This is a genomic window from Pseudarthrobacter sp. C1, assembly GCF_034720455.1.
Taxonomy (GTDB): Bacteria; Actinomycetota; Actinomycetes; order Actinomycetales; family Micrococcaceae; genus Arthrobacter.
The window spans coordinates 1-19144 of sequence record NZ_JAYESK010000018.1; the positions used below are offsets into that span (position 1 = coordinate 1).

The window sequence follows — 19144 nt, forward strand, 5'->3', positions numbered from 1 at the left end:
TCAACAAACTTGGCACACTATTGAGTTCTCAAACAACAGACACACCCGGCACCACCACCAGCAAAAAACCACCGTGGATCGCTCCGGAGCAACTTTTCAAACTTACCCGACTCTCCGTTCCGATGCAAATCCGTGTTTCAGGATTCTCATCGGCGGGAAGTCGTCCCCACCTCTTCAGGAGCGCTCGAAAGCCCTGCCAGAATTTGGTCTTGATTTTGGGGGTTTGGCCGCCCGCGGTAACCAGCTCTTCGCTGTCTCCCTCGCGGCGACTTAGAAAACAATACACCTCCCCGGGGGCCTCCGCAAATCCCCCTGGCGAGGCGCTCTCAACCCCGTGTTTCCGCGGCAAAACGGCCCTCGGGCACCCGCGGAAGCCCATCCGGCGTCGTATCCCGTTCCTGTGTGCTCCAGCACAGTGCCTGGCCGCCGGATCGAAGGACGCCAACCGGAGAATCCTTAACAGCAAAAGGGCCGGCAACCGTGAGGTTGCCAGCCCTTTTCAAGCAGCTGGTATCAGCAGTGCTGGATTACCAGGAAGACTTGGTGATGCCCGGGAGTTCGCCCTTGTGAGCCATGTCGCGGAAGCGGACACGGGAGATGCCGAACTTCTGGAAAGTACCGCGGGGGCGGCCGTCGATGATGTCGCGGTTACGCAGACGGATCGGGGACGCGTTGCGGGGCAGCTTCTGCAGGCCCAGGCGGGCCGCTTCGCGTGCTTCGTCGGTTGCGTTTTCGTCAACCAGGGTCTTCTTCAGCTCGAGGCGCTTTGCAGCGTAACGCTCCACGATGACCTTGCGCTGCTCGTTGCGAGCAATCTTGGACTTCTTAGCCATGTTTAGCGCTCCTCTCGGAATTCGACGTGCTGGCGGATCTTGGGGTCGTACTTCTTCAGGACCATGCGGTCCGGATCGTTACGACGGTTCTTGCGGGTTACGTAGGTGTAACCCGTGCCCGCAGTCGACTTGAGCTTGATGATCGGACGTACGTCCTTGTCCTTAGCCACTAGAGCTTCACCCCACGAGCCAGAATCTGGGCGACGACTACGTCGATGCCGCGTACGTCGATGGTCTTGATGCCACGTGCAGAGACCTGCAGCGTGACGTTACGGCGCAGGGACGGAACCCAGTAGCGCTTCTTCTGAATGTTCGGATCGAACCGGCGCTTGTTGCGGCGGTGCGAGTGCGAAATGCTGTGCCCAAAGCCCGGCTCGGCTCCGGTCACTTGGCAGTGTGCTGCCATGACTTCTCCTCAAGAATTGAAAGTAATGATCCGCATATCTGCTGCTGGACCATGCTGCTAAGGGCGACCCAAAAATGAAGAAGGGCAACGGTTAGTCACGCAACTTGAGCCCCTAACTACCGGCCACCCTGGAGAAATTACCGGGCAACCGGAGCAATCGCGCACGCTCCGCGCACTTAGCGCCTACCAAGTCTACGAGTTCGCGCAATTAAAGACCAATCCGGCGCTGGAGGGTGTATAAGCAGGCCCGGGGTTAGAGGTGCGTGAGCTGTGGGTACCTCGGCCTAAGGCCGTCCCCGGACGACTTCCCGGTGACCCGGCGGACCACCCACGGCCCGGCGTACTCGCGGAACCACCGGGCGTTGGCCCGGATGGCGTCCAGCCCGCTGAGTTCGGGGACGGGCGTCATGGGCGGGATGTCGATGGAGTGGTCGTGCTCCAGGACGTCCAGCACCCGCTTGGCCATGTTGGCGTGCCCGGCAGCGGACATGTGCATCCGGTCCTGCGCCCACATGCCCCAGTCGTAGTACTCGCTGAAGCGCCAGTAGTCCACCAGCAGCGCGCCGTGGTCGCCGGCGATGCCGCGGACCAGTTCGTTGTAGATGGCCGTGCGCCCACGCATGGTGCTGAACACCTTCGAGCCACGCGCGTCGAATCCCGTGAACATCACCACGGCGGCACCGGTGGCACGCAGCTTGGCGATGGCGTCGTCGTACTCCACCAAAAGGTCATCGATGTCGATCCTGGGGCGCAGGATGTCGTTGGCCCCCGCGTAGATGCTCACCAGGGTGGGTTTAAGTTCCACGGCGGCGTCCACCTGCTCAGCCAGGATGTGGCGGAGCTTCCTCCCGCGGATGGCGAGGTTGGCGTAGCCGAAGGCGGGGTCAGCGGCTCCCAGCTGTTCGGCCACGCGGTCCGCCCAGCCGCGGACACCATTGGGGCGGGTGGAATCGTCGTCGCCCACACCCTCCGTGAAGGAGTCGCCAAGGGCAACGAACCGGGTTGTGAAATCCATTCGGATAGTTTGCCATCAGTTGTTGGAAGCAACCAACCGCGGGCGAGGGACCCTAGTTTTCCCTCAGGATCCAGTGGTCCGCATCCAGCCGGCCCACTACCTTTTCGCCGATCCGAGCCAGGTCAAGGACGTCCTGCTCGGTGAGGGCATCAAGGAACAGGTCACGGACGTCCTCCACATGGCCGGGTGCAAGGCCCACGATGGTTGCCATCCCCTCGTCGGTGAGGTGGGCGGTGGTGACCCGGGCATCATGGGGATGCGGCCGCCGCTCCACCCAGCCTCGCTTCTGCAGCTTGGTCACCACGTGCGAGAGCCGGGACAACGACGCGCTGCTGCGGGCAGCGAGTTCGCTCATGGGCAAGAACCTGCCTTCCGCCTCGGAGAGCATGGCCAGGACGGTGTAGTCGAAAAGCGAAAGCTTTCCCGCTGTGTGGAGCTTGGTGTCCAAGGCCGCAGGCAGGAGGGTATTGATGCTCACCAGGGCCAGCCAGGCTCGGCGTTCGTCGGCGTTGAGCCAGCGCGGTTCGGTCATTCCCTCATTCTACGAGAGCGGACTGGTTGATCCTTCAAGTAGGTCCTGTGGCGGCCGGTAGGCTGGGGCCATGTATGTTGTCTCCCTGAGTTACCGGGTTCCGCAGGACATCGTGGACTTCCACAATGAGGGCCACATTTCCTGGCTGCAGAAGGCCTTTGATGACGGAGTCTTTATTGCCGCAGGCCGCAAGGTGCCGCGGACGGGCGGCCTGCTGCTCTCCCAGGCGGACCGCGCCACCCTCGATGCCTGCCTGAAGCAGGACCCGTTCTACACGAACGGCGTTGCGGACTTCGAAGTCATGGAGTTCCACGCCGCAAGGGTGGCGCCGGGCTACGAAATCCTCCTGGACAGCTAAATCTGCCGGACAGCTGAGGCCTAAGGCTCAGGCCGGGGACGCTAGTTGGCTTCACTGAAGTAGGACTTCGCCGCCAGCTTCTTCAGCCCGCCTTTCCGCGGCACCTTCACCGGTTCCGGCCACCGCGGGGTGAGCTCGTCCCCCAGGGTGACGCCGCGAAGTTTGCGGCCGAAGAGCGGCAGTACCCAGTCGTGGATCCAGCGCCGCTGCTGCCGCTCCCACTCCCGCAGACTGGGCCGTAAGGGCGGTTCCCAGTCCTTGGGCGTGATCTTGTGGGGCACGCCCAGCCGGTCCAGCACCTGCCCTGCCAGGTATTTGTGCCCGGCCTTGGACATGTGGAGCCGGTCCGAGTCCCACATCCGCCGGTCATGGAAGGCATCGAGGGACCAGTAATCCACCAGGACTGCGCCATATTTTGCCGCAATCGCCCGAACCCGCTGGTTGTAGAAGGTGTTGCGCTTCTTCAGCGGTTCCAACAGCGCTGAGACCTTGACGTCGAAACCGGTAAAGAGCACCAAAGTAGCTCCGGTCTCCGCCAGCTGTGCCACGAAGTTTTCATAGTCGGCCATGAGGGCCACCATGTCCGTCTTCAGGTCCAGGATGTCATTGCCGCCCGCGTACAGCGTTACCAGGGCGGGCTTCATTGCCAGTGCCGGTTCCAGCTGCTCGTTGATGATCTGCCGGAGGCGTTTGCTCCGGATGGCCAGGTTCGCGTACCGCCAACCCGGCTGGGCCTTGGCCAGTTTCTCCGCAACCCGGTCTGCCCAGCCCCGGACCCCGTTGGGCAGCCGCTCATCCCGGTCCCCGACGCCCTCGGTAAACGAATCGCCCAAGGCAACGAATACCCGCCGGCCCTCCAGCTCCGGAAGCAAAGGATTAGCACCCATCCGACGAAAGTAACCGCCCAAAGAGACGCCAAGGTAAACGGACAGCAACAGGATGTGCAGAAGGGCGACAGCTGCCGGCAGGGTCCGCGAGCCGGGCCGGATCGGCCCGATCAGCAGCTACTTGGTCCTTGTCGTATTTTTGCGACCGATGGTCACGATCAGGTAACGTGGGCGGCTGGCCCCAATGCAGGGCCCCGGGCGCCCGATCACTGGACCCCGCTGCGCCCCTTCGGCGCCTGCTAGCTCTGGCCCCGCCAAAGGGGGCCCAAAGATGCTTTCCGCACTCGTCAACGTCTCAAGTGCATCAGTCGTTTCTTCCTGCCCTAAGCCCGGAGGTATCTTGTTCAAGAGAATAGCCATCGTTATGACCATGGGTGCTTTGTCCCTGACAGGATGCGGCCCGGCCCCTACGACCAACGGGGCGGCTGACTCATCCTCGGCCGACGGCGCGTCCGCGCCTGCCACTCCAGGCCCCACTGACACGGCCACAGCATCTCCGGCGGCCACGGCTTCGAGCAGCCAGACTCCAGCTGCGGAGGAGGCAACCGAGGCGACACCGGTCACGTCTGCGCCGGCGCCTGCCGCGGCACCCGCGCCTGCGGCTGCGGCTGCGGCCGCCCAGCCGGTCAGCCAGGCTCTCGCGACGACGGGTGACGGGGCGCAGGCAGCTACCGCCTTCGGTTGGGGCCCGGTCCTGACGGGCGACGAATTCTCCTACACCGGCGCACCGGACCGGACGAAATGGAGTGTCTATAACAGTGCAGGGCATGCAGGCAAAGGCCTGCGCAGCCCCCAGGCCTGGTCCGTTGCCAACGGCGTAGCCACCGTTAGCGGAGACGCAGCCGGCACCACTGGAGGCATGTCGGCAAAGTTCGCGGAGCAAAGGTATGGCCGTTGGGAAACGCGCATGAAAACCAATGCGCGGGACCCGAAATACCACCCGGTCCTGATCCTCAACAACAACAGTGCCCCGAACTGCGCCGAGATCGATTATGCCGAGGGCAGCTCAGTCACCTCCGTCATGAGGTTCTTCCTGCACTACGCCTGTGGTGGAGCGGATTTCCAGACCACAGCGGCGACGCCTGTCGATGGCACGCAGTGGCACAACTACGCGGTGGAGTGGACCCCGGACGGCATCAGCGGATACGTCGACGGAGTAAAGACCTTCACGGACACGAACCCGGCGCACCAGCCCTCTACCGTAATGAAGCAGACAGTGCAGCTGGATTGGTTCCCGGACGGCTCCGCCACCAAGCCATCGCAGATGCAGGTCGATTGGGTCCGCGTCTACAAGTAAGGCAGCCCTTTTCCGGCTGAGGCTACAGCTCGGCCTTGCCCTGGCGCCAGTAGCCCATGAACGCGACCTGTTTCCGGTCGATTCCGACGTCACGGACCAGGTAGCGGCGCATGTCCTTGATGACGGCGGCTTCCCCGGCGATCCAGGCGTAGAAGGGCATGGCGCCGGCCGGTCTGTCGGGGTTCTTGCTCGCTTGGATGTCCGAAGTCTCCATCCGCGCGGGGGTCTCCCAGAGGATGTCCACATCCACGTTGACGTCTTCGGGCTCCGGGCCGGCGCCGCCGTCGGACGCTTTGATGCCAACCCAGCCGGGCTCAGGAACCGCCGAACGCACTGCCTGCTGGAGCAGCTCGCCGTGCGGGCGGGAGCGGCCGATCGAGGCGCCCCGGGCCAGCCAGGTGATTTCGATGTCGGCCGGCGAGGTCAGTTCGAGGAAGTCGCCGGCTTCGGGGACTTCCAGGAAGGCGTGCCCGGTCATGTATTCCGGCAGGCTTTCCAGGATGGCGGAGATGGCCGGGACGGCTGTTTCGTCGCCGGCCAGCAGGATGCGCTGCGCCAGTCCGGGGCGCCATTCGATGCCTGAGTAGGTCTCGGCGGTGACGCAGTGCGCGGCCCTGTTGTTGGGCCCGATGATGGTGATGGCGTCGCCCGGCTTCGCGTTGAGGGCCCAGTTGGCGGCCGGCCCGCCGTTGCCACAGTGGTCAAAGTGCATCACGAAGTCGACGTCGATTTCCGGGTACACAGCGTCGAGGCGCGACTGCCGGACCGTGTACGTCCGCATCGAGCCCCGGACGGCAGGATCCATGGCGAGCCATTCGCGGTACCAGCCGGAGGAGCTCATTTCGAACACCGGGAGGGGCAGCGGGCTGCCGTCCGCCGCGAGGGACGGGATCATGAGCTTGATCCGGAGGTCCAGGGTGTCGCCGTGGACGCCGAAGTCCCGCAGCGAGTACCCGCCGAACGTGATCCTGCGGAAGTTGGGGCTCAATTCCTGGACCGATGTCACGGTGACTTCGAACGCCAGGGTCATGGGCTCGGTGTTCATCGTCTTTGCGGCGGCAGTTTCCCGGGTTTTCATGAAACGAGCTCCAGTTCGTTGGCGGGGACGTGGTGGCGGCCGATGGGAATGACCAGCGGTGTTCCGGAAAGGGGATCGGGGATAACGCGGGACTCGAGGCCAAAGACATTGCGGACCAGGCCCTCCGTGACCACCTCGGCGGGGGAACCGACGGCCACCACGGCCCCGCCCTTCATGGCGATAACGGTGTCCGCGTACCGGGCGGCCAGGTTCAGGTCATGCAGGACGATGGCCACGGTGGTGCCGCGCTGCCGGTTCAGGTCCGTGACAAGATCCAGGACTTCCACCTGGTGCGCGAGGTCCAGGTAGGTGGTGGGCTCGTCCAGGAGCAGCACGTCGGTTTCCTGCGCCAAAGCCATGGCGATCCATGCCCGCTGCCGCTGTCCGCCGGAGAGTTCGTCCACGTTCCGCCCGGCGAGGGCCAGCGTTTCGGTGGCTTCCAGTGCGCGCTGCACCGCAGCCTCATCCTGCGGGCTCCAGCTCCGGAAGAAGCCCTGGTGCGGATAGCGTCCGCGGCCCACCAGGTCCCTCACGGTGATGCCGTCCGGGGCTGTGGGGTGCTGCGGGAGGAGGCCCAGGGTGCGGGCCAGTTGACGGGCGGGCAGCGAGTGGATGTCCTTGCCGTCCAGGGCGACGGTGCCGGCCGCAGGTTTGAGGAGCCGGGACAGGCCTCGGAGGAGGGTGGACTTCCCGCAGGCGTTGGCACCCACGATCATGGTCACCTTGCCTTCCGGGATTTCGGCGTTGAGCCCGTCCACCACGCAGCGCTGGTCATATTTCAGCGTCAGGTCCTTGGCGTTGAGAACTGCCACGTCAGGCTTCCTTTCGGTTGGCCGTGACCAGGAGCCACAGCAGGAACGGGGCACCGAGCGCACCGGTGATGACGCCCACCGGCAGGACAGTGCCGTCCAGCAGCAGGGGTGCAAGATTGGCGGCGAGGTAGTCTGCCGCGAGGACAATGAGGGCGCCCACCAGGGCCGACGCCGGGAGGCTGGCCTTGCCGGTAAAGCGCCGGGCGATGGGCCCGGCCAGGAAGGCGACGAACGAGACCGGGCCGGCAGCCGCCGTCGCCACTGCCGCGAGCGAGACAGCGATGGTGACCAGCGCGAGGCGGGTGGCACCGACGCGGATGCCCAGGCCGGCGGCGGCATCGGGGCCGAGCTCCAGGATGCGCAGCGGCCCGGCGATGGCTGCAACGGCGGGAATAAGGACGGCGAGGGCAAGGGCCAGCACCCCGGCCCGGTCCCAGCTGGCGGAGTTCAGGGAGCCGTTGAGCCAGACGAGGGCATCCGCTGCGGTGCGGATGTCTGCGCGGGTCATCAGGAAGCTCACCACGGCATGCAGCGCGGCGGCGATGCCCACACCCGCCAGGATGAGCCGGTTGCCGGCGGCATCACCGCGGCCGGTTCCGCCCATGGTGCCGCTGGAGATGGCGTAGATCAGCGCCGCGACGCCGAGCGCGCCGGCAAGCGCTGCCCCGGAAACCACGGCACCGGACGCACCGAAAATGACGATGGCGGCCACCGCGGCGGCGCTGGCGCCGTAGCTGATGCCGATGACGTCCGGGCTGGCCAGCGGGTTGCGCAGCATGGTCTGGAACAGGGCACCGGCCAGGCCGAACGCCAGGCCCACCATGGTGCCGAGGACCGCCCGCGGCAGCTTGTTCTCCATCACGATGAAGCTGGCGCCGGGGACCTTTTCCCCGCCTGTCAGGTGCCCGATGAGGATTTTGAAGAAGTCCGGGATGGTCACGGTGTAGCTGCCCAGCAGCACGGACACTGCGAACAGGATTACGACGGCGGCGGCGAGGACGGCGGTCCGGTTCACCCGCAGCCGTCCCCGGCGTTGCCCTGTCAGTCCTGGTCCCTTAAGGCCGGTTGTCGGAGCCGTATCTGACAGGTCGACGGGGGTTTTGGTGATGCTCACAGTCCGGCCCCCTTGCCGCGGCGAATCAGCCAGACGAAGACGGGCGCGCCGACGAGGGCGGTCATGATGCCGGCCGGGACTTCGCCGGGCAGGAGGACCACGCGGCCGATGATGTCGGCCCCCAGCAGCAGCGCCGGCGCAAGGACCAGGGAGAACGGCAGGATCCAGCGGTAGTCGGGGCCGGTGAGGAAGCGGACCGCATGCGGGATGACCAGGCCCACGAAGGCGACGGGTCCGGCAAGGGCAGTGGCGGAGCCGCACAGCAGCACGATGCCGAGGGCCGTGACGGCCCTTGCCGGTCCCACGCGCTGGCCGAGGCCGCGGGCAATGTCGTCGCCGAGGGCCAGGCTGTTGAGGATGCGGCCGGTCAGCAGCACAATGAGCGCCCCCGCGGCAAGGAATGGAAGTCCGAAGAGCACCGCGGACCAGTCGCGCCCGGCGATTCCGCCCACCTGCCAGAAGCGGAACCGGTCCAAAGTGTCCTGGCTGGAGACCAGGATGACGTTCATCAGCGAGTACAGGCCGGCATTCAGTGCCGCGCCTGCCAGGGCGAGCTTCACCGGGGTGGCGCCGTCCCGGCCCAGGGAAGCAATGAGGTACACCACGACGGCGGCGGCTGCTGCCCCGACGAAGGCGAACCAGATATAGCCGGAGAGGGATCCGACGCCGAAAACATAGATGCCGGTGACCACAGCCAGGGCCGCGCCGGCGTTAACACCCAAAATGCCCGGGTCCGCGAGCGGGTTGCGGGCCACGCCCTGCATGGCTGCGCCCGCAAGGCCCAGCGCACCGCCGGCCAGCAGGCCAAGGACGGTGCGGGGAATGCGGGCGTGGACCACGGCGTGGTCGCCGTTGGCGGGATCAAACGCGGTGAGCGCCTGCCACACGGTGGCGAGGGGAAGGCCCCGCGCGCCAATGGCCAGGGAGGCCCCGGCCAGCAGCGCCAGTACAACGACGGCGGCCAGCAGCCAGGCGGCGCGCGGCCCTCCAAACGTGCGGCCGGGGGCATGTACTGCAGGCCCCGTGCCCGGCACGAAGGTGCCGGGCACCGGCTCCTGGCGGGCCGCCGTCGTCGTACTGTCCGTCATTTATCTGTTCCTACCTGAGCGGTGCTTACTTCACGGCATCCGCTGCGGTGGCCAGCTGGGGCAGGAACGTATCCAGCGACCACGGCAGGCTCAGCGGGGAGGAAGCGGAGATGGACAGCGTCAGGGTGTTGTCCGAATCAGCAACCAGGGCGCCGTTCTTGATGGCAGGGATCTGGCTCAGCAGGGGATCTGACTTGATGGAGTCAGCGGTGGCTGCATCCGGCACCCAGGTCACGAAGATGTCCGATTCGAGCTCATTGGCCTTTTCAGCCGACCAGGGGAGGAAGAACTCCTTGGAACCCTTGGACTTCTCCTCAACGATCGGGGCCAGCTTCATGCCGATCCCGCTGAGGAAGCGCGGGCGGTTGTCCATGGCGGTGTAGACGTTGACGCCGTCGCCCTTGGCCGGCTCGAGGTTGCCGTAGATGAAGCTCTTGCCGGCCAGCTGCGGGTACTCGGCAACCTTGTCCTTGATGGCGGCCTCGGTGTCGGAGATCAGCTTGGTTGCCTCGGCGTCCTTGCCAAGTGCCTTGCCGATGATGGAGGTGGAGTCCTGCCAGGAAGTTCCGTATGCGAGTTCCGGATGGGCCACAACCGGGGCGATCTCGCTCAGTTTCTTGTAGTCCTCCTCGGTGAGGCCGGAGTAGGCGGCCAGGATGACGTCCGGGGTGAGCTTGGCGATCTCGGTGAAGTTGATGCCGTCCGCCTCGGAGTACTGGACCGGGGCCTTGTCCGAGCCGAAGCCGGCGCCAAGCTCCTCCAGGGCTGCGTCCTTCCAGGGCGTGGAGCCCTGCTCGTTGCCGCCCCATTCGTTCTTGGGAACGCCCACCGGGACAACGCCCAGGGCAATGGCTACATCGTCATTGACCCAGGAAACGGTGGCTACCCGGGTGGGCTGCTTCTCGATGGTGGTCTTGCCGTACACGTGCTCGATGGTGACGGGGAACTGCGCACTGCTGGAGCTGGATGCCCCGGCGTCCGGGGTGGAGGACGCGGGGCCTGTTGAGCAGGCGGAGAGGGTAAGTGCCGCTGCGGCCAGGACAGCGGTGGCCTTGCCGGCTGACTTGAACAGCGTGCGGCGGGTGGTGCCGGGCCCGGAGAAGAGGGGGGAAGTCACAGAACTCCTTAAGTGAATGAAGCGAACTTAAGTAAGGCTAACCTACCCTTATCGCCATTACGCAAGGTTTCTGTAACTTATTCCCCTTCGTGACGAAGCACACACCCACCCGACGCTCTCTCACTTAATGCAGGAAAAACCCAAACCCTCTATCACCGGGTGATGGAGGGTTTGGGGAAAAGGCACATTAAGTGAGAGAGCGTGCCGTCAGCGCAGGACGATGTCCACCGGGTTCGCTTCGGAGCGCCAGGCGCCTTCTTCGCCCGGCCGCGGTTTGATGACAGGCGCCGTGAGCACGCCGGAGCGGTTGGTGCGCTTGTCGCGGAGGATTTCGGTGACGGAACCGAGGTGCCGGGAGAGGTCGATGACGTTCTCCGGCGCAGCCAGCAGCAGCTGGAACCCGAACTCGTGCAGCGCCTTGATCCCGGCTCCCGCAAACTCCTCGGACGCCAGCACGAATGCCTCGTCCATCATCACGGTGCCGTAGGTGGTGAAACCCTGCTCGGCGATGCCCAGCTGGTAGCTCAGGGCCGCGGCCATGATGAAGGCCGTGAAACGCTGCCGTTCACCGCCGGACATGGATCCTGTGTCCGCGTGCATGAAGACCTCGGACTTTTTGGCGCCGCCCTTTTTGCCCGACGCCGGCCCTGCAACCTCGCGGTGTTCCTTGCACTGGATGAACAGGTGGCCGCGCACGTCCAGCACCTCGGCCCGCCAGCGCCTGTCCTCGGGCGCCTGTGAGCCCAGCCGCTTCACCAGGGTTTCCAGGGACTTGTAGCGGGCGGTGAGCTCGGCGTCGTCGTCCCTCTCCTGGCCGGCCCCCTCCGCCTTGGAGGCGTCCGCGCGGGCGGGCCGGGTGTGGCGCGCCCGGAGCGCGCTCTGGATGGCGTCCTTGAACTGTTTGGCAGTGGGCGGCAGCGTCTGCTTGATGTCCAGCTCCAGGAAGCTGCCCTCGTGGAAGTTGACCTGCGAGAGGATGCCGTTCAGCGGAAGGATGCGGCTGGTGATGGAGCGGCGTTCCTCGTCCAGCAGGTGCAGGAGGGTGCTGAAGGATTCGTGCGTGCGCTGGTTGAAGAACTGCCGGAATTCCGCCTCCTGGGCGGGCAGCCCGTCGCTCACGATCGCGTGGTAGCGGGTCTCGAACTCACCCGCGGCGCCAATGGAGGTGCCATGGTCCGCGGAGATGGCACTCCCCCACTCCCGGACGAACCCCTCGAAAATCCTCGTGAGCCGCTCGGCCGTCGCCTGCCCGCGCGACTCCGCTGCGTGCAGTTCCCCCAGCAGTCCGGTCCGCACCCGGTTGGCCAGGTTGTCCAGCTCGTGCATCTCAGTAACGTCGCCGAAGCCGGCAAAGTACGGTTCCAGCGCGCTGACGGTAGCGTCCGACGGCGGCGCCTGGGCCAGGCGGTTGCGTGCGGCTTCCAGCAGTGAATCCGCCGCGGTCAGCTGCCGGTCCAGCGACTTGTATTCGCTTTGCAGGACGGCGGCGGCCTCGGTGCTGGACTGGTGCTTCTGCCGCACTTCTTCGATGGCCGCGCGGAGGGGCTCGAGGTCCGCCTGGGCGGCCAGCGCATCCTTGAGGCGCTGTTCGATCCGGGCAAGCTCCTCGGCAGCGACCTCCGCCGAAACCTGTTCCCACGAACGGTGGTCCTCCGCGATCCGGCGCAGGGCCTCCAGCTGCCGGCTCATGCCCTGGTGCGAGTCTTCCCGGCTTTGCGCCAGCTCAGCCGCCTTGGCAACCTCCTGCCGCAGGTCCTCCACCTGGCCGGCCACGAGTTCCAGCTTGGCGGCATTGTCGAACCCGAGGACGTAGTCCTGCCGGCTGGTGAAGCGGTCGTCCTTTTCCACCGTGTGGCGGTTGCGCTTCACCACGCCGCCCAGGCTGAGGCCACGGTCCAGCCCGGCGAGCTCGTCCGGATCCTCTACGCAGGGATAGGCGAAATCCAGCGCGATCCGCTCACGGATCCAGGAGCCTGCCTCGGCCGCGACGCCCGTGGTGAGGATGTCCAGCTTGGTGAGCAGGTCGCCGTCGTGCACGTCCTCCAGCGCCAGCGCACCGCCGGAGAGCGGCTTGGACACGTCAACTGCGCGCAATGCTCCGCGCACGTTGTGGTCGTTGAGGTAGCGGGTCACGGCAGCGAAGTGGGCACCGGGCACCAGGAGCGTGGTGGCGAGGTTGCGGAGCGCGCGCTCGGCGGCGGGGCGCCATTTTTCCTCCCCCTCGGCAAGGTCCATCAGCTCGCCGGCGAACGGCATCCGGTCCTCGGGTATGCCGGTGGCGGCAGCGATCGCTGCGCGGTTTTCAATGCTCGACGGCGGCAGCAGCGACTTGCGCGTCTTCAGCGAGACGAGCTCCTGCTCGGCTGCGGCCAGCTCCCGCTTCTTCGTGGCGTGCGCGTCGAACGCTTCGAAGCGCAGCTCCTGCAGGGCCTGGGAATCGTCCTTGAGCTCTGCCGACCTCGCGGCCGCCTGCTCGTGCGCCTGTTCCCAGCCGCCGGAGGTCCACTCCAGCTGCAGGCCGGCGTCGGCCAATGCCTGGCGCGCCGCCTCCTCCACCTGCTCGCGGAGCTTCAGGCCCACGCGCGCGTTCTCCAGCGACTGCTCAATGGCGGAAATCGCGTTGCCGCCCTGGTTGTTGTAGTCCGCCTCCAGCTGGCGCAGTTCCTTGGCCAGCCCGTCCCGGACCGTTCGTTCGGCGCCGAGCTCCTTGGCCTTCGCCTGGGCCAGCTCCTTGAAGCGGAGCAGCGTTTTTTCGTGTACCGTGACGGCCAGCTGCTGCTTGTAGGCCTCGAATTCTTCGCCTGCCAGGTCCCGCAGCCGGTTCGCGTCCAGCAGCGCCTGTGCATACTCCTTGTTGAGCCCGGGAACCGGGGCGAGCTGGTCCCGCTGCTGCCGGACGTCCTCCAGCCGCTGCCGGATGGACATCAGGTTGCTGAATTCCTCCACGACGTCGTCCGCTGCCGCGAGCGTGGCCGGGGCGTCCAGGACCTGGTCGCGGAAGAAGGTGTTGACGCTGCCGCCCAGGCCCTTGCCGGCCTGGATCACGCGCAGGAGCGGTAGGGCCTGGTCGGAGTTGATGCCGAGCAGCCGGCGGAACCGTTCCGCAAACGCCTTGTGGACATCGAAAACCTGGGCGTCCGGGAAGATCGCCTCCAGGGCAGCCTTGGTGAACCGTTTGTCCGCGATGCCCTCCAGCGCCTCCAGGTCCAGCGGCTGGTGGTCGACCAGGTAGAACCGTCCCACGCTGGACTCCGTGCCGTTCTTGGGCAGGTCGAACAGCGCAGACACGGTAACCCGCGTGCCGGCGGCGTTGTCGAACGTCAGGGCGACGGCGGACCAGGTGGCACCGGGCCGCTGGAAGGCACTCGCCGAGCCCTCGCCGACGGCCTTGTCGCCCACCTTGCCGCGCATGTACGTAAACGTGGTCCGCTTGTCCTCCACGGCACCGCCGGACCGCTGGGCGGCGGCCTCGTTGGACCTCGGCCGGGCGTCGAAAACCCGCAGCATGGCATCAAACAGCGTCGACTTGCCTACACCTGAGTTGCCGGTCAGCAGCGTGCCGTTCCGGTCCACGTGCATCGTGTGCGCCCCGTGGAACGTGCCCCAGTTGACCACCTGCACCAGGGCAAGGCGCATCTGGCCGGGGTTCGTCAGCTCGCCCATCGGCAGCATGCTCGCGATGCTCACCGGGCATCCTCCACTTCGGTTGCGTCCCCGGTCCCGGCGGGGTCAGCCGCCGGGACCGAGTCCAGCTCTACTAATGCCTCGGTGCCCGCGGGATCTGTGGTCGCCGCCACCAAGGCTTCTATTTGGGCCGGGATGTCGCCGATGTTCTCGAAGGGGAGGGCCAGGGGCAGGGCGTTGGAGATGGTGTAGACGTCCTCCAGGCCCGTGGGCAGGAGTAGCTGGCGGGCGAGGAGCTTGGTGATGGCCCTGTTCACCACGTCCGAATCCCGGAGCGCGTCCTGCTGGCCCGCGGGCTGGTAGTGCGCCACGAGGTCGGCGATCTCCTCGCGCGTGATGGTGGGGTCCGTCTGCGCGGTGACATGCCGGTCCAGCAGCAGGCGCAGGCGGAGAAGCACAATGGTCTCCACCCGGCTGAGCGCACGCTGCTGCCGGAGGATGCTGGAGCGGGCGCTGCCCCCGATCGCGTCCGGGTCCACCGGCCGCAGGACGGCGATCTTCCGTTCGTGGTCCAGTTCCATGGTGAGGAACAGCTCCGACAACCGGCTGCGCAGGATCACCTGGTTGTCCAGGAGGACGGTCCAGAGCTTCTCGTCCCGGCCGCCGTCGATATACGGACCTTTGAGGAGCTTCACCAGTGCCTGCCGCACCTTCATGGGGATAACGCCAGTATCACCCGGGAAGAGGGCCGCACCGTCGACGAACGTATCGCGCGGGGTGACGGCGAAAGGCCGCTCCGCACCGGACGCCGCCCCTTCGCCGCGCTCTGCCTCCGGGGCCGCCGTCGTGGTCATTTCTTCAGTCATCGTGAATCCTTTGGAAGCGTGACCAGCGGCAGGTAGGCCCTGCGTGAGGTTCCGTCTATCTGTTCGAAGTCCAGGGCGTCGAGGGCTTCCTTGTCGAAGCCCGCTCCGGCGTGGAGGGCGTGGGAGAGGAGCGCCCGGATGGTGTTGATGTGCTGCTCTTCCGGGGGCAGCTGCTGCCAGGCTTCGGAAAGCGTGGCGGCGCCGGCGATGGCCGCGCGCACCACCTCGGGCTTGGCCTTGCCGGTCCTCGGCGAGCGCACGCGGTCGGCATCGCTGAAGGCGATGGGGTCCGCAAGTTTGGGCGGAGCGGCGAACTCGTCAGGGTCGAAGAGCTTGACCATGGACAGGGACTCGAACCCGGCGTTGAAGAGGACAGGACCGCGGACCAGGCCGGGGCGTTCCCGTTCGTACGGAAGGGACCGGATGGCCTGCTCGGCTTCCCGGAGGACCTGGCGGAGCCGGACCGACTGGCGGAAGTCGTCGCTTTGCACGTACGTGTTGAGGCTTTCGCTCAGCTTGCCGTAGATCCGCTGGATCTGGCTGTGCTGCTGGCGAAGCTCGGCCACCAGGTTCTTCAGCGTTTCCCGGTCCTCGGGCGAGAGGTCGTCGGCGAACTGCCGGCTGAGGACCTCGCCGATCGCGGACCGGAACCTCAGCTGCTGCTGCGGGTCCTCGAGGAACGCGGTGAAGGAACGGAAGGTCCTGCCCTCGGGGCTCTGGCGGAGGCGCTTGTCCGCTTCCAGGACCTGGGCCATGGTGGCGCCCTTGGTGAGCGACTCCTCGATGATCTGGTTGCGCAGCCCGCCCACCAGTTCCTCGATCCGGTCACGCATCTTTTTGTAGTCGGCCGGCAGGCTCGCGGCGAGGTCCAGGATGTTGCCCGCGGCTTCCACCGCCTGGTCGTCGTCCAGCAGGCCGTCGAACTCGCCGGAGCTGATGTCCTGGATCAGCTGCTGGCGTTCTTCAATCTCCTCTTCCAGCGACTCGAGGCGGGCGCTCTGGTCCGGGTTGGTCTCGTTGGCGAGCTTCTCGACGTCGCCCAGCAGCGTGCCGAGGCGCGACCCGTTGAGGGTGGAGCGCTCGCTGGAGAGGCTGTCCAGGAAGGCGAGCACACGGGCGGCCGGTTCCGTTACCTCGTAAACGATCTGGCCGGACTGGTTCCGCCGCGTCAGGAACTGCCGGCGCGTCCACTCGTCGCCAAAGGACTTTCCGTTGGCGCCGCCGCCCAGCCCGGGATCCTGCCTGCGCAGCTCCTCAAGGAAGGAGTCGACGTCGGCGTGGAACTCCTCGAGCGGAAGCTGGGGGCGGGTGCGGGTGAAGGATGCCTGCAGCACCGCGATCACCCAGGGCGCCGAGCGCGTCAAGGCCCAGGCAGGTCCTTTGGTCAGGAGTTCGAGGTCCCGGAGCCGGGCGCTGATGGCGTCAGCGGATGACCTGGCGGAGCGGGGCACACACTCTCCTTGGGCTGTTTGCGGGGGCGGGGCGGCGGCTTGGATCGAAAACTGCCAACTACAAGGTTAACGCAGGCGCCGCGACCGCTTCGTGACCTACCCGGCCGTAGTGTTTCGATCCCATACCAACAGCTACTTCCGGCCCGGCGGCTATGGCTGGCCGGAGAGGTCCCACCCTACGCTTCTGCTACTGATCTCAACCAAAGCAACGTCGCAGCAGGGGGACTCAATGCACTTCGATCTCAGTTCAGTTGAAACCGCCACCTTGGTCTTTGCGGGCACCCTGGTGTTCGCGGTGGTCCTGGCAGCATTCGTCCTGGCAGCAGGACTGGTTGCCCTGGTGCTGCTGGGGATCGGAAAGCTGGGCTGGACCGTGGTTTCCACCATCCTCCTGGCCGTGGTCCACGGCATCAACGCAGGCTGGGACAGGCTGGTGCACCACGCGGCGACGGTGGATGTTTCCGGGGATTTCCAGGCCCAGCACTCCCCTAGCACCGGAACCTACCCGCGGGTAATCTTGAGGGACAGCTGAAGGGTTCTCCAACCCGGCGGATCCATGGCTACACCCGGCCATTCCGGCCAAGGAGATAACCCATGAGCTCCGCCACTGACAGCACCTCCGCAACAAGCCCCGCCACCGGCCTCCCCGTTTCCACCGCAACGGCAACGGACGCGCACCCCGGGGAGACCCCCGTTCCCGCCGGAAAACTAGGTGCCGGCGCCACAGCCCAGGACGCCCGCGCCGTGGCAGAGGCCGCCCGGGAAACCGGCTGGGAGCGCCCAAGCTTCGCGAAGGGACTCTACCTGGGCAGCTTCGACCTCGGGCTGGTCCACCCTTGGCCCACCCCCGATCCTGCCTCCGTGGAGCGGGGCGAAGCATTCATGGAGCGCCTGACCGGGTTCGCCCGCACCATGGACGGCCGGGTGATCGAGCGCGAGGCCAAGATCCCGGACGAGTACATCCGGGGCCTGGCGGACCTCGGCGTTTTCGGGATGAAGATCCCGGAGGAATACGGCGGCCTGGGGCTCTCCCTGGTTTACTACGGCCGTGCCCTGGCGCTCCTGGGCAGCGTCCATCCAAGCCTCGGCGCCCTCCTCTCGGCCCACCAGTCCATTGGCGTGCCGGAACCGGTCAAGGTTTTCGGAACACCTGAGCAAAAGCGCGAGTACCTGCCCCGCTGCGCCGCCGGGGCCATCACCGCCTTCCTGCTGACGGAACCGGATGTGGGCAGCGATCCCGCCCGGCTGGGCAGCACGGCGACGCCAACGGACGACGGCGAGGCGTACCTCCTGGACGGCGTCAAGCTGTGGACCACCAACGGGGTGGTTGCGGAACTGGTGGTGGTGATGGCCGTGGTCCCTGCCCACACGGACGCGGACGGCACCGTGCACAAGGGCGGCATCAGCGCGTTCGTGGTGGAGATGGACTCGCCGGGCATCACCGTGGAGAACCGGAATGCGTTCATGGGCCTGCGCGGGATTGAGAACGGCGTCACCCGGTTCCACCAGGTCCGCGTGCCGGCTGCCAACCGGCTGGGGCGCGAAGGCCAGGGCCTGAAGATCGCGCTGACCACGCTCAATACCGGGCGCCTCGCGCTGCCGGCGCTATGCGTCGCCTCCGGCCGGTGGAGCCTGAAGATTGCCCGGGAATGGTCCAACGCCCGCACCCAATGGGGCAGGCCGGTGGGCGAGCACGAGGCCGTGGGCAAGAAGATCGCCTTCATCGCGGCCTCCGCCTTCGCCCTGGATGCGGTGTTCGAACTCTCGGCCGAACTTGCGGACGCCGGCCAAAAGGACGTGCGGATTGAAGCCGCCCTGGCCAAGCTCTGGGCCACTGAAATCAGCTGCCGGATTGCCGACGAACTGGTGCAGATCCGCGGCGGCCGGGGCTTTGAGACCGCCGATTCCCTGGCTGCGCGCGGCGAGCGCGCCGTCCCGGCCGAGCAGCAGCTGAGGGACCTGAGGATCAACCGGATTTTCGAGGGTTCCTCGGAGATCATGCGGCTGCTGATCGCCCGGGAAGCGGTGGACGCCCACCTGGCCGCCGCGGGCGAGCTGGCATCCCTGGACGCAAGCCTGTCCGATAAGGCGAAGGCCGCCGTCGGCGCTTCCGGCTTCTACGCCAAGTGGCTCCCCAAGCTGGTGGCCGGAGCCGGCATGGACCCGCGTTCGTACAGCGACTTCGGCCGGCTGGCCAAGCAGCTGCGGTTCGTGGAGCGCTCGTCCCGGCGCCTTGCACGGCAGACGTTCTACGCCATGGGCCGCTGGCAGGCCAGGCTCGAAAGGAAGCAGGCGTTCCTGGGCAGGGTGGTGGACATCGGCGCCGAGCTGTTCGCCATGACGGCCTGCTGTGCCAGGGCGGAGATGCTGCTCCACACCGCTCCCGAAAAGGCCGCCAGCGCCTACGAGCTCGCTGAGGCGTACTGCGAGCAGGCCAGGGTGCGCGTGGACGAGTACTTCGACCAGCTGTGGCGTAACACGGACGACGGCGACCATGCCCTCACGCGGAAGGTCCTCGCCGGAGATTACACCTGGCTGGAGGAAGGCGTGCTGGACCAGTCCGAAGGAACGGGTCCGTGGATTGCCGACGCCTCTCCCGGCCCCTCCCAAAAGGACAACCTGCACCGCAGATACCGGTAGAACTGCAGGTCACAAAATAGTAAGCA

Annotated in this window: 19 protein-coding genes; 5 read left to right on the forward strand and 14 right to left on the reverse strand. The window is 66.4% G+C overall.

All coding sequences use genetic code 11. The annotated features are described in order from the left end of the window. On the forward strand, positions 1 to 274 hold a 274-nt coding region (locus U7114_RS18980; RefSeq protein WP_323058222.1), incomplete at its 5' end, for a hypothetical protein. Positions 275 to 527: 253 nt separating this feature from the next. Here the strand turns inward: U7114_RS18980 and rpsN are convergent. From rpsN to U7114_RS19005, 5 genes are all read right to left on the reverse strand, one after another. Beyond that, positions 528 to 833, reverse strand: a complete 306-nt coding sequence (gene rpsN, locus U7114_RS18985) for a 30S ribosomal protein S14 (RefSeq protein WP_009358853.1) — start codon at positions 831 to 833, stop codon at positions 528 to 530. Between the two features lie 2 nt (positions 834 to 835). Further along, positions 836 to 1003, reverse strand: coding sequence for a 50S ribosomal protein L33 (rpmG, locus tag U7114_RS18990; protein ID WP_013602737.1), 168 nt, complete (start codon positions 1001 to 1003; stop codon positions 836 to 838). Beyond that, entirely contained in the window at positions 1003 to 1239 is a 237-nt protein-coding gene (rpmB, locus tag U7114_RS18995) for a 50S ribosomal protein L28 (protein ID WP_013602738.1), read from the reverse strand. The genes rpmG and rpmB overlap by 1 nt, the downstream gene beginning before the upstream one ends. Positions 1240 to 1492: 253 nt before the next feature. Next, entirely contained in the window at positions 1493 to 2254 is a 762-nt protein-coding gene (locus tag U7114_RS19000; protein WP_321214707.1) for an SGNH/GDSL hydrolase family protein, read from the reverse strand. 52 nt (positions 2255 to 2306) lie between these two features. Continuing rightward, positions 2307 to 2786: a MarR family winged helix-turn-helix transcriptional regulator gene (locus tag U7114_RS19005; protein WP_104999378.1), complete on the reverse strand. Its 480-nt coding sequence runs from the start codon at positions 2784 to 2786 to the stop codon at positions 2307 to 2309. A 70-nt stretch (positions 2787 to 2856) separates the two neighbouring features. On the opposite strand from U7114_RS19005, the gene U7114_RS19010 reads away from it, so the two are divergent. Then, entirely contained in the window at positions 2857 to 3144 is a 288-nt protein-coding gene (locus U7114_RS19010; protein ID WP_157240408.1) for a YciI family protein, read from the forward strand. 41 nt (positions 3145 to 3185) lie between these two features. Here the strand turns inward: U7114_RS19010 and U7114_RS19015 are convergent, their stop codons facing one another. After that, positions 3186 to 4031, reverse strand: a complete 846-nt coding sequence (locus U7114_RS19015; RefSeq protein ID WP_323058223.1) for an SGNH/GDSL hydrolase family protein — start codon at positions 4029 to 4031, stop codon at positions 3186 to 3188. A 340-nt stretch (positions 4032 to 4371) separates the two neighbouring features. Between U7114_RS19015 and U7114_RS19020 the strand changes: the two genes are divergently transcribed. Next, positions 4372 to 5328, forward strand: coding sequence for a glycoside hydrolase family 16 protein (locus U7114_RS19020; RefSeq protein WP_323058224.1), 957 nt, complete (start codon positions 4372 to 4374; stop codon positions 5326 to 5328). Between the two features lie 22 nt (positions 5329 to 5350). Here the strand turns inward: U7114_RS19020 and U7114_RS19025 are convergent, their stop codons facing one another. The 8 genes from U7114_RS19025 to U7114_RS19060 form a co-directional block, all read right to left on the reverse strand. Then, positions 5351 to 6406 carry a siderophore-interacting protein gene (locus U7114_RS19025; RefSeq protein ID WP_323058225.1) on the reverse strand — a complete coding sequence of 352 codons (1056 nt, stop codon included), beginning with the start codon at positions 6404 to 6406 and terminating at the stop codon, positions 5351 to 5353. Then, the gene (locus U7114_RS19030) at positions 6403 to 7218 is read right to left on the reverse strand and encodes an ABC transporter ATP-binding protein (protein ID WP_323058226.1); all 816 of its coding nucleotides are present in this window, start codon (positions 7216 to 7218) and stop codon (positions 6403 to 6405) included. The genes U7114_RS19025 and U7114_RS19030 overlap by 4 nt, the downstream gene beginning before the upstream one ends. Before the next feature lies 1 nt (position 7219). Next, positions 7220 to 8263, reverse strand: a complete 1044-nt coding sequence (locus U7114_RS19035) for a FecCD family ABC transporter permease (RefSeq protein ID WP_416235572.1) — start codon at positions 8261 to 8263, stop codon at positions 7220 to 7222. Between the two features lie 65 nt (positions 8264 to 8328). Continuing rightward, the gene (locus U7114_RS19040) at positions 8329 to 9420 is read right to left on the reverse strand and encodes a FecCD family ABC transporter permease (protein ID WP_323058227.1); all 1092 of its coding nucleotides are present in this window, start codon (positions 9418 to 9420) and stop codon (positions 8329 to 8331) included. A gap of 25 nt (positions 9421 to 9445) precedes the next feature. Continuing rightward, positions 9446 to 10537 (reverse strand): iron-siderophore ABC transporter substrate-binding protein, encoded by a 1092-nt coding sequence (locus U7114_RS19045; protein WP_323058228.1) that lies wholly within the window; start codon positions 10535 to 10537, stop codon positions 9446 to 9448. Between the two features lie 207 nt (positions 10538 to 10744). After that, a complete protein-coding gene (locus tag U7114_RS19050; protein ID WP_323058229.1) occupies positions 10745 to 14224 on the reverse strand; it encodes an ATP-binding protein in 3480 nt (1159 codons plus the stop codon). Continuing rightward, on the reverse strand, positions 14221 to 15027 hold the full coding sequence (locus tag U7114_RS19055) for a DUF4194 domain-containing protein (RefSeq protein ID WP_323058230.1): 807 nt from the start codon (positions 15025 to 15027) through the stop codon (positions 14221 to 14223). Before U7114_RS19055 ends, U7114_RS19050 begins: the two co-directional genes overlap by 4 nt. Continuing rightward, on the reverse strand, positions 15024 to 16478 hold the full coding sequence (locus tag U7114_RS19060; RefSeq protein WP_323058231.1) for a DUF3375 family protein: 1455 nt from the start codon (positions 16476 to 16478) through the stop codon (positions 15024 to 15026). The genes U7114_RS19055 and U7114_RS19060 overlap by 4 nt, the downstream gene beginning before the upstream one ends. A 229-nt stretch (positions 16479 to 16707) precedes the next feature. Between U7114_RS19060 and U7114_RS19065 the strand changes: the two genes are divergently transcribed. Then, positions 16708 to 17010, forward strand: a complete 303-nt coding sequence (locus U7114_RS19065; protein ID WP_323058232.1) for a hypothetical protein — start codon at positions 16708 to 16710, stop codon at positions 17008 to 17010. A gap of 62 nt (positions 17011 to 17072) precedes the next feature. Continuing rightward, complete coding sequence (locus U7114_RS19070; RefSeq protein WP_157240396.1) at positions 17073 to 19118, forward strand: acyl-CoA dehydrogenase family protein; 2046 nt, start codon at positions 17073 to 17075, stop codon at positions 19116 to 19118. The last annotated feature ends 26 nt before the right edge of the window (positions 19119 to 19144 follow it).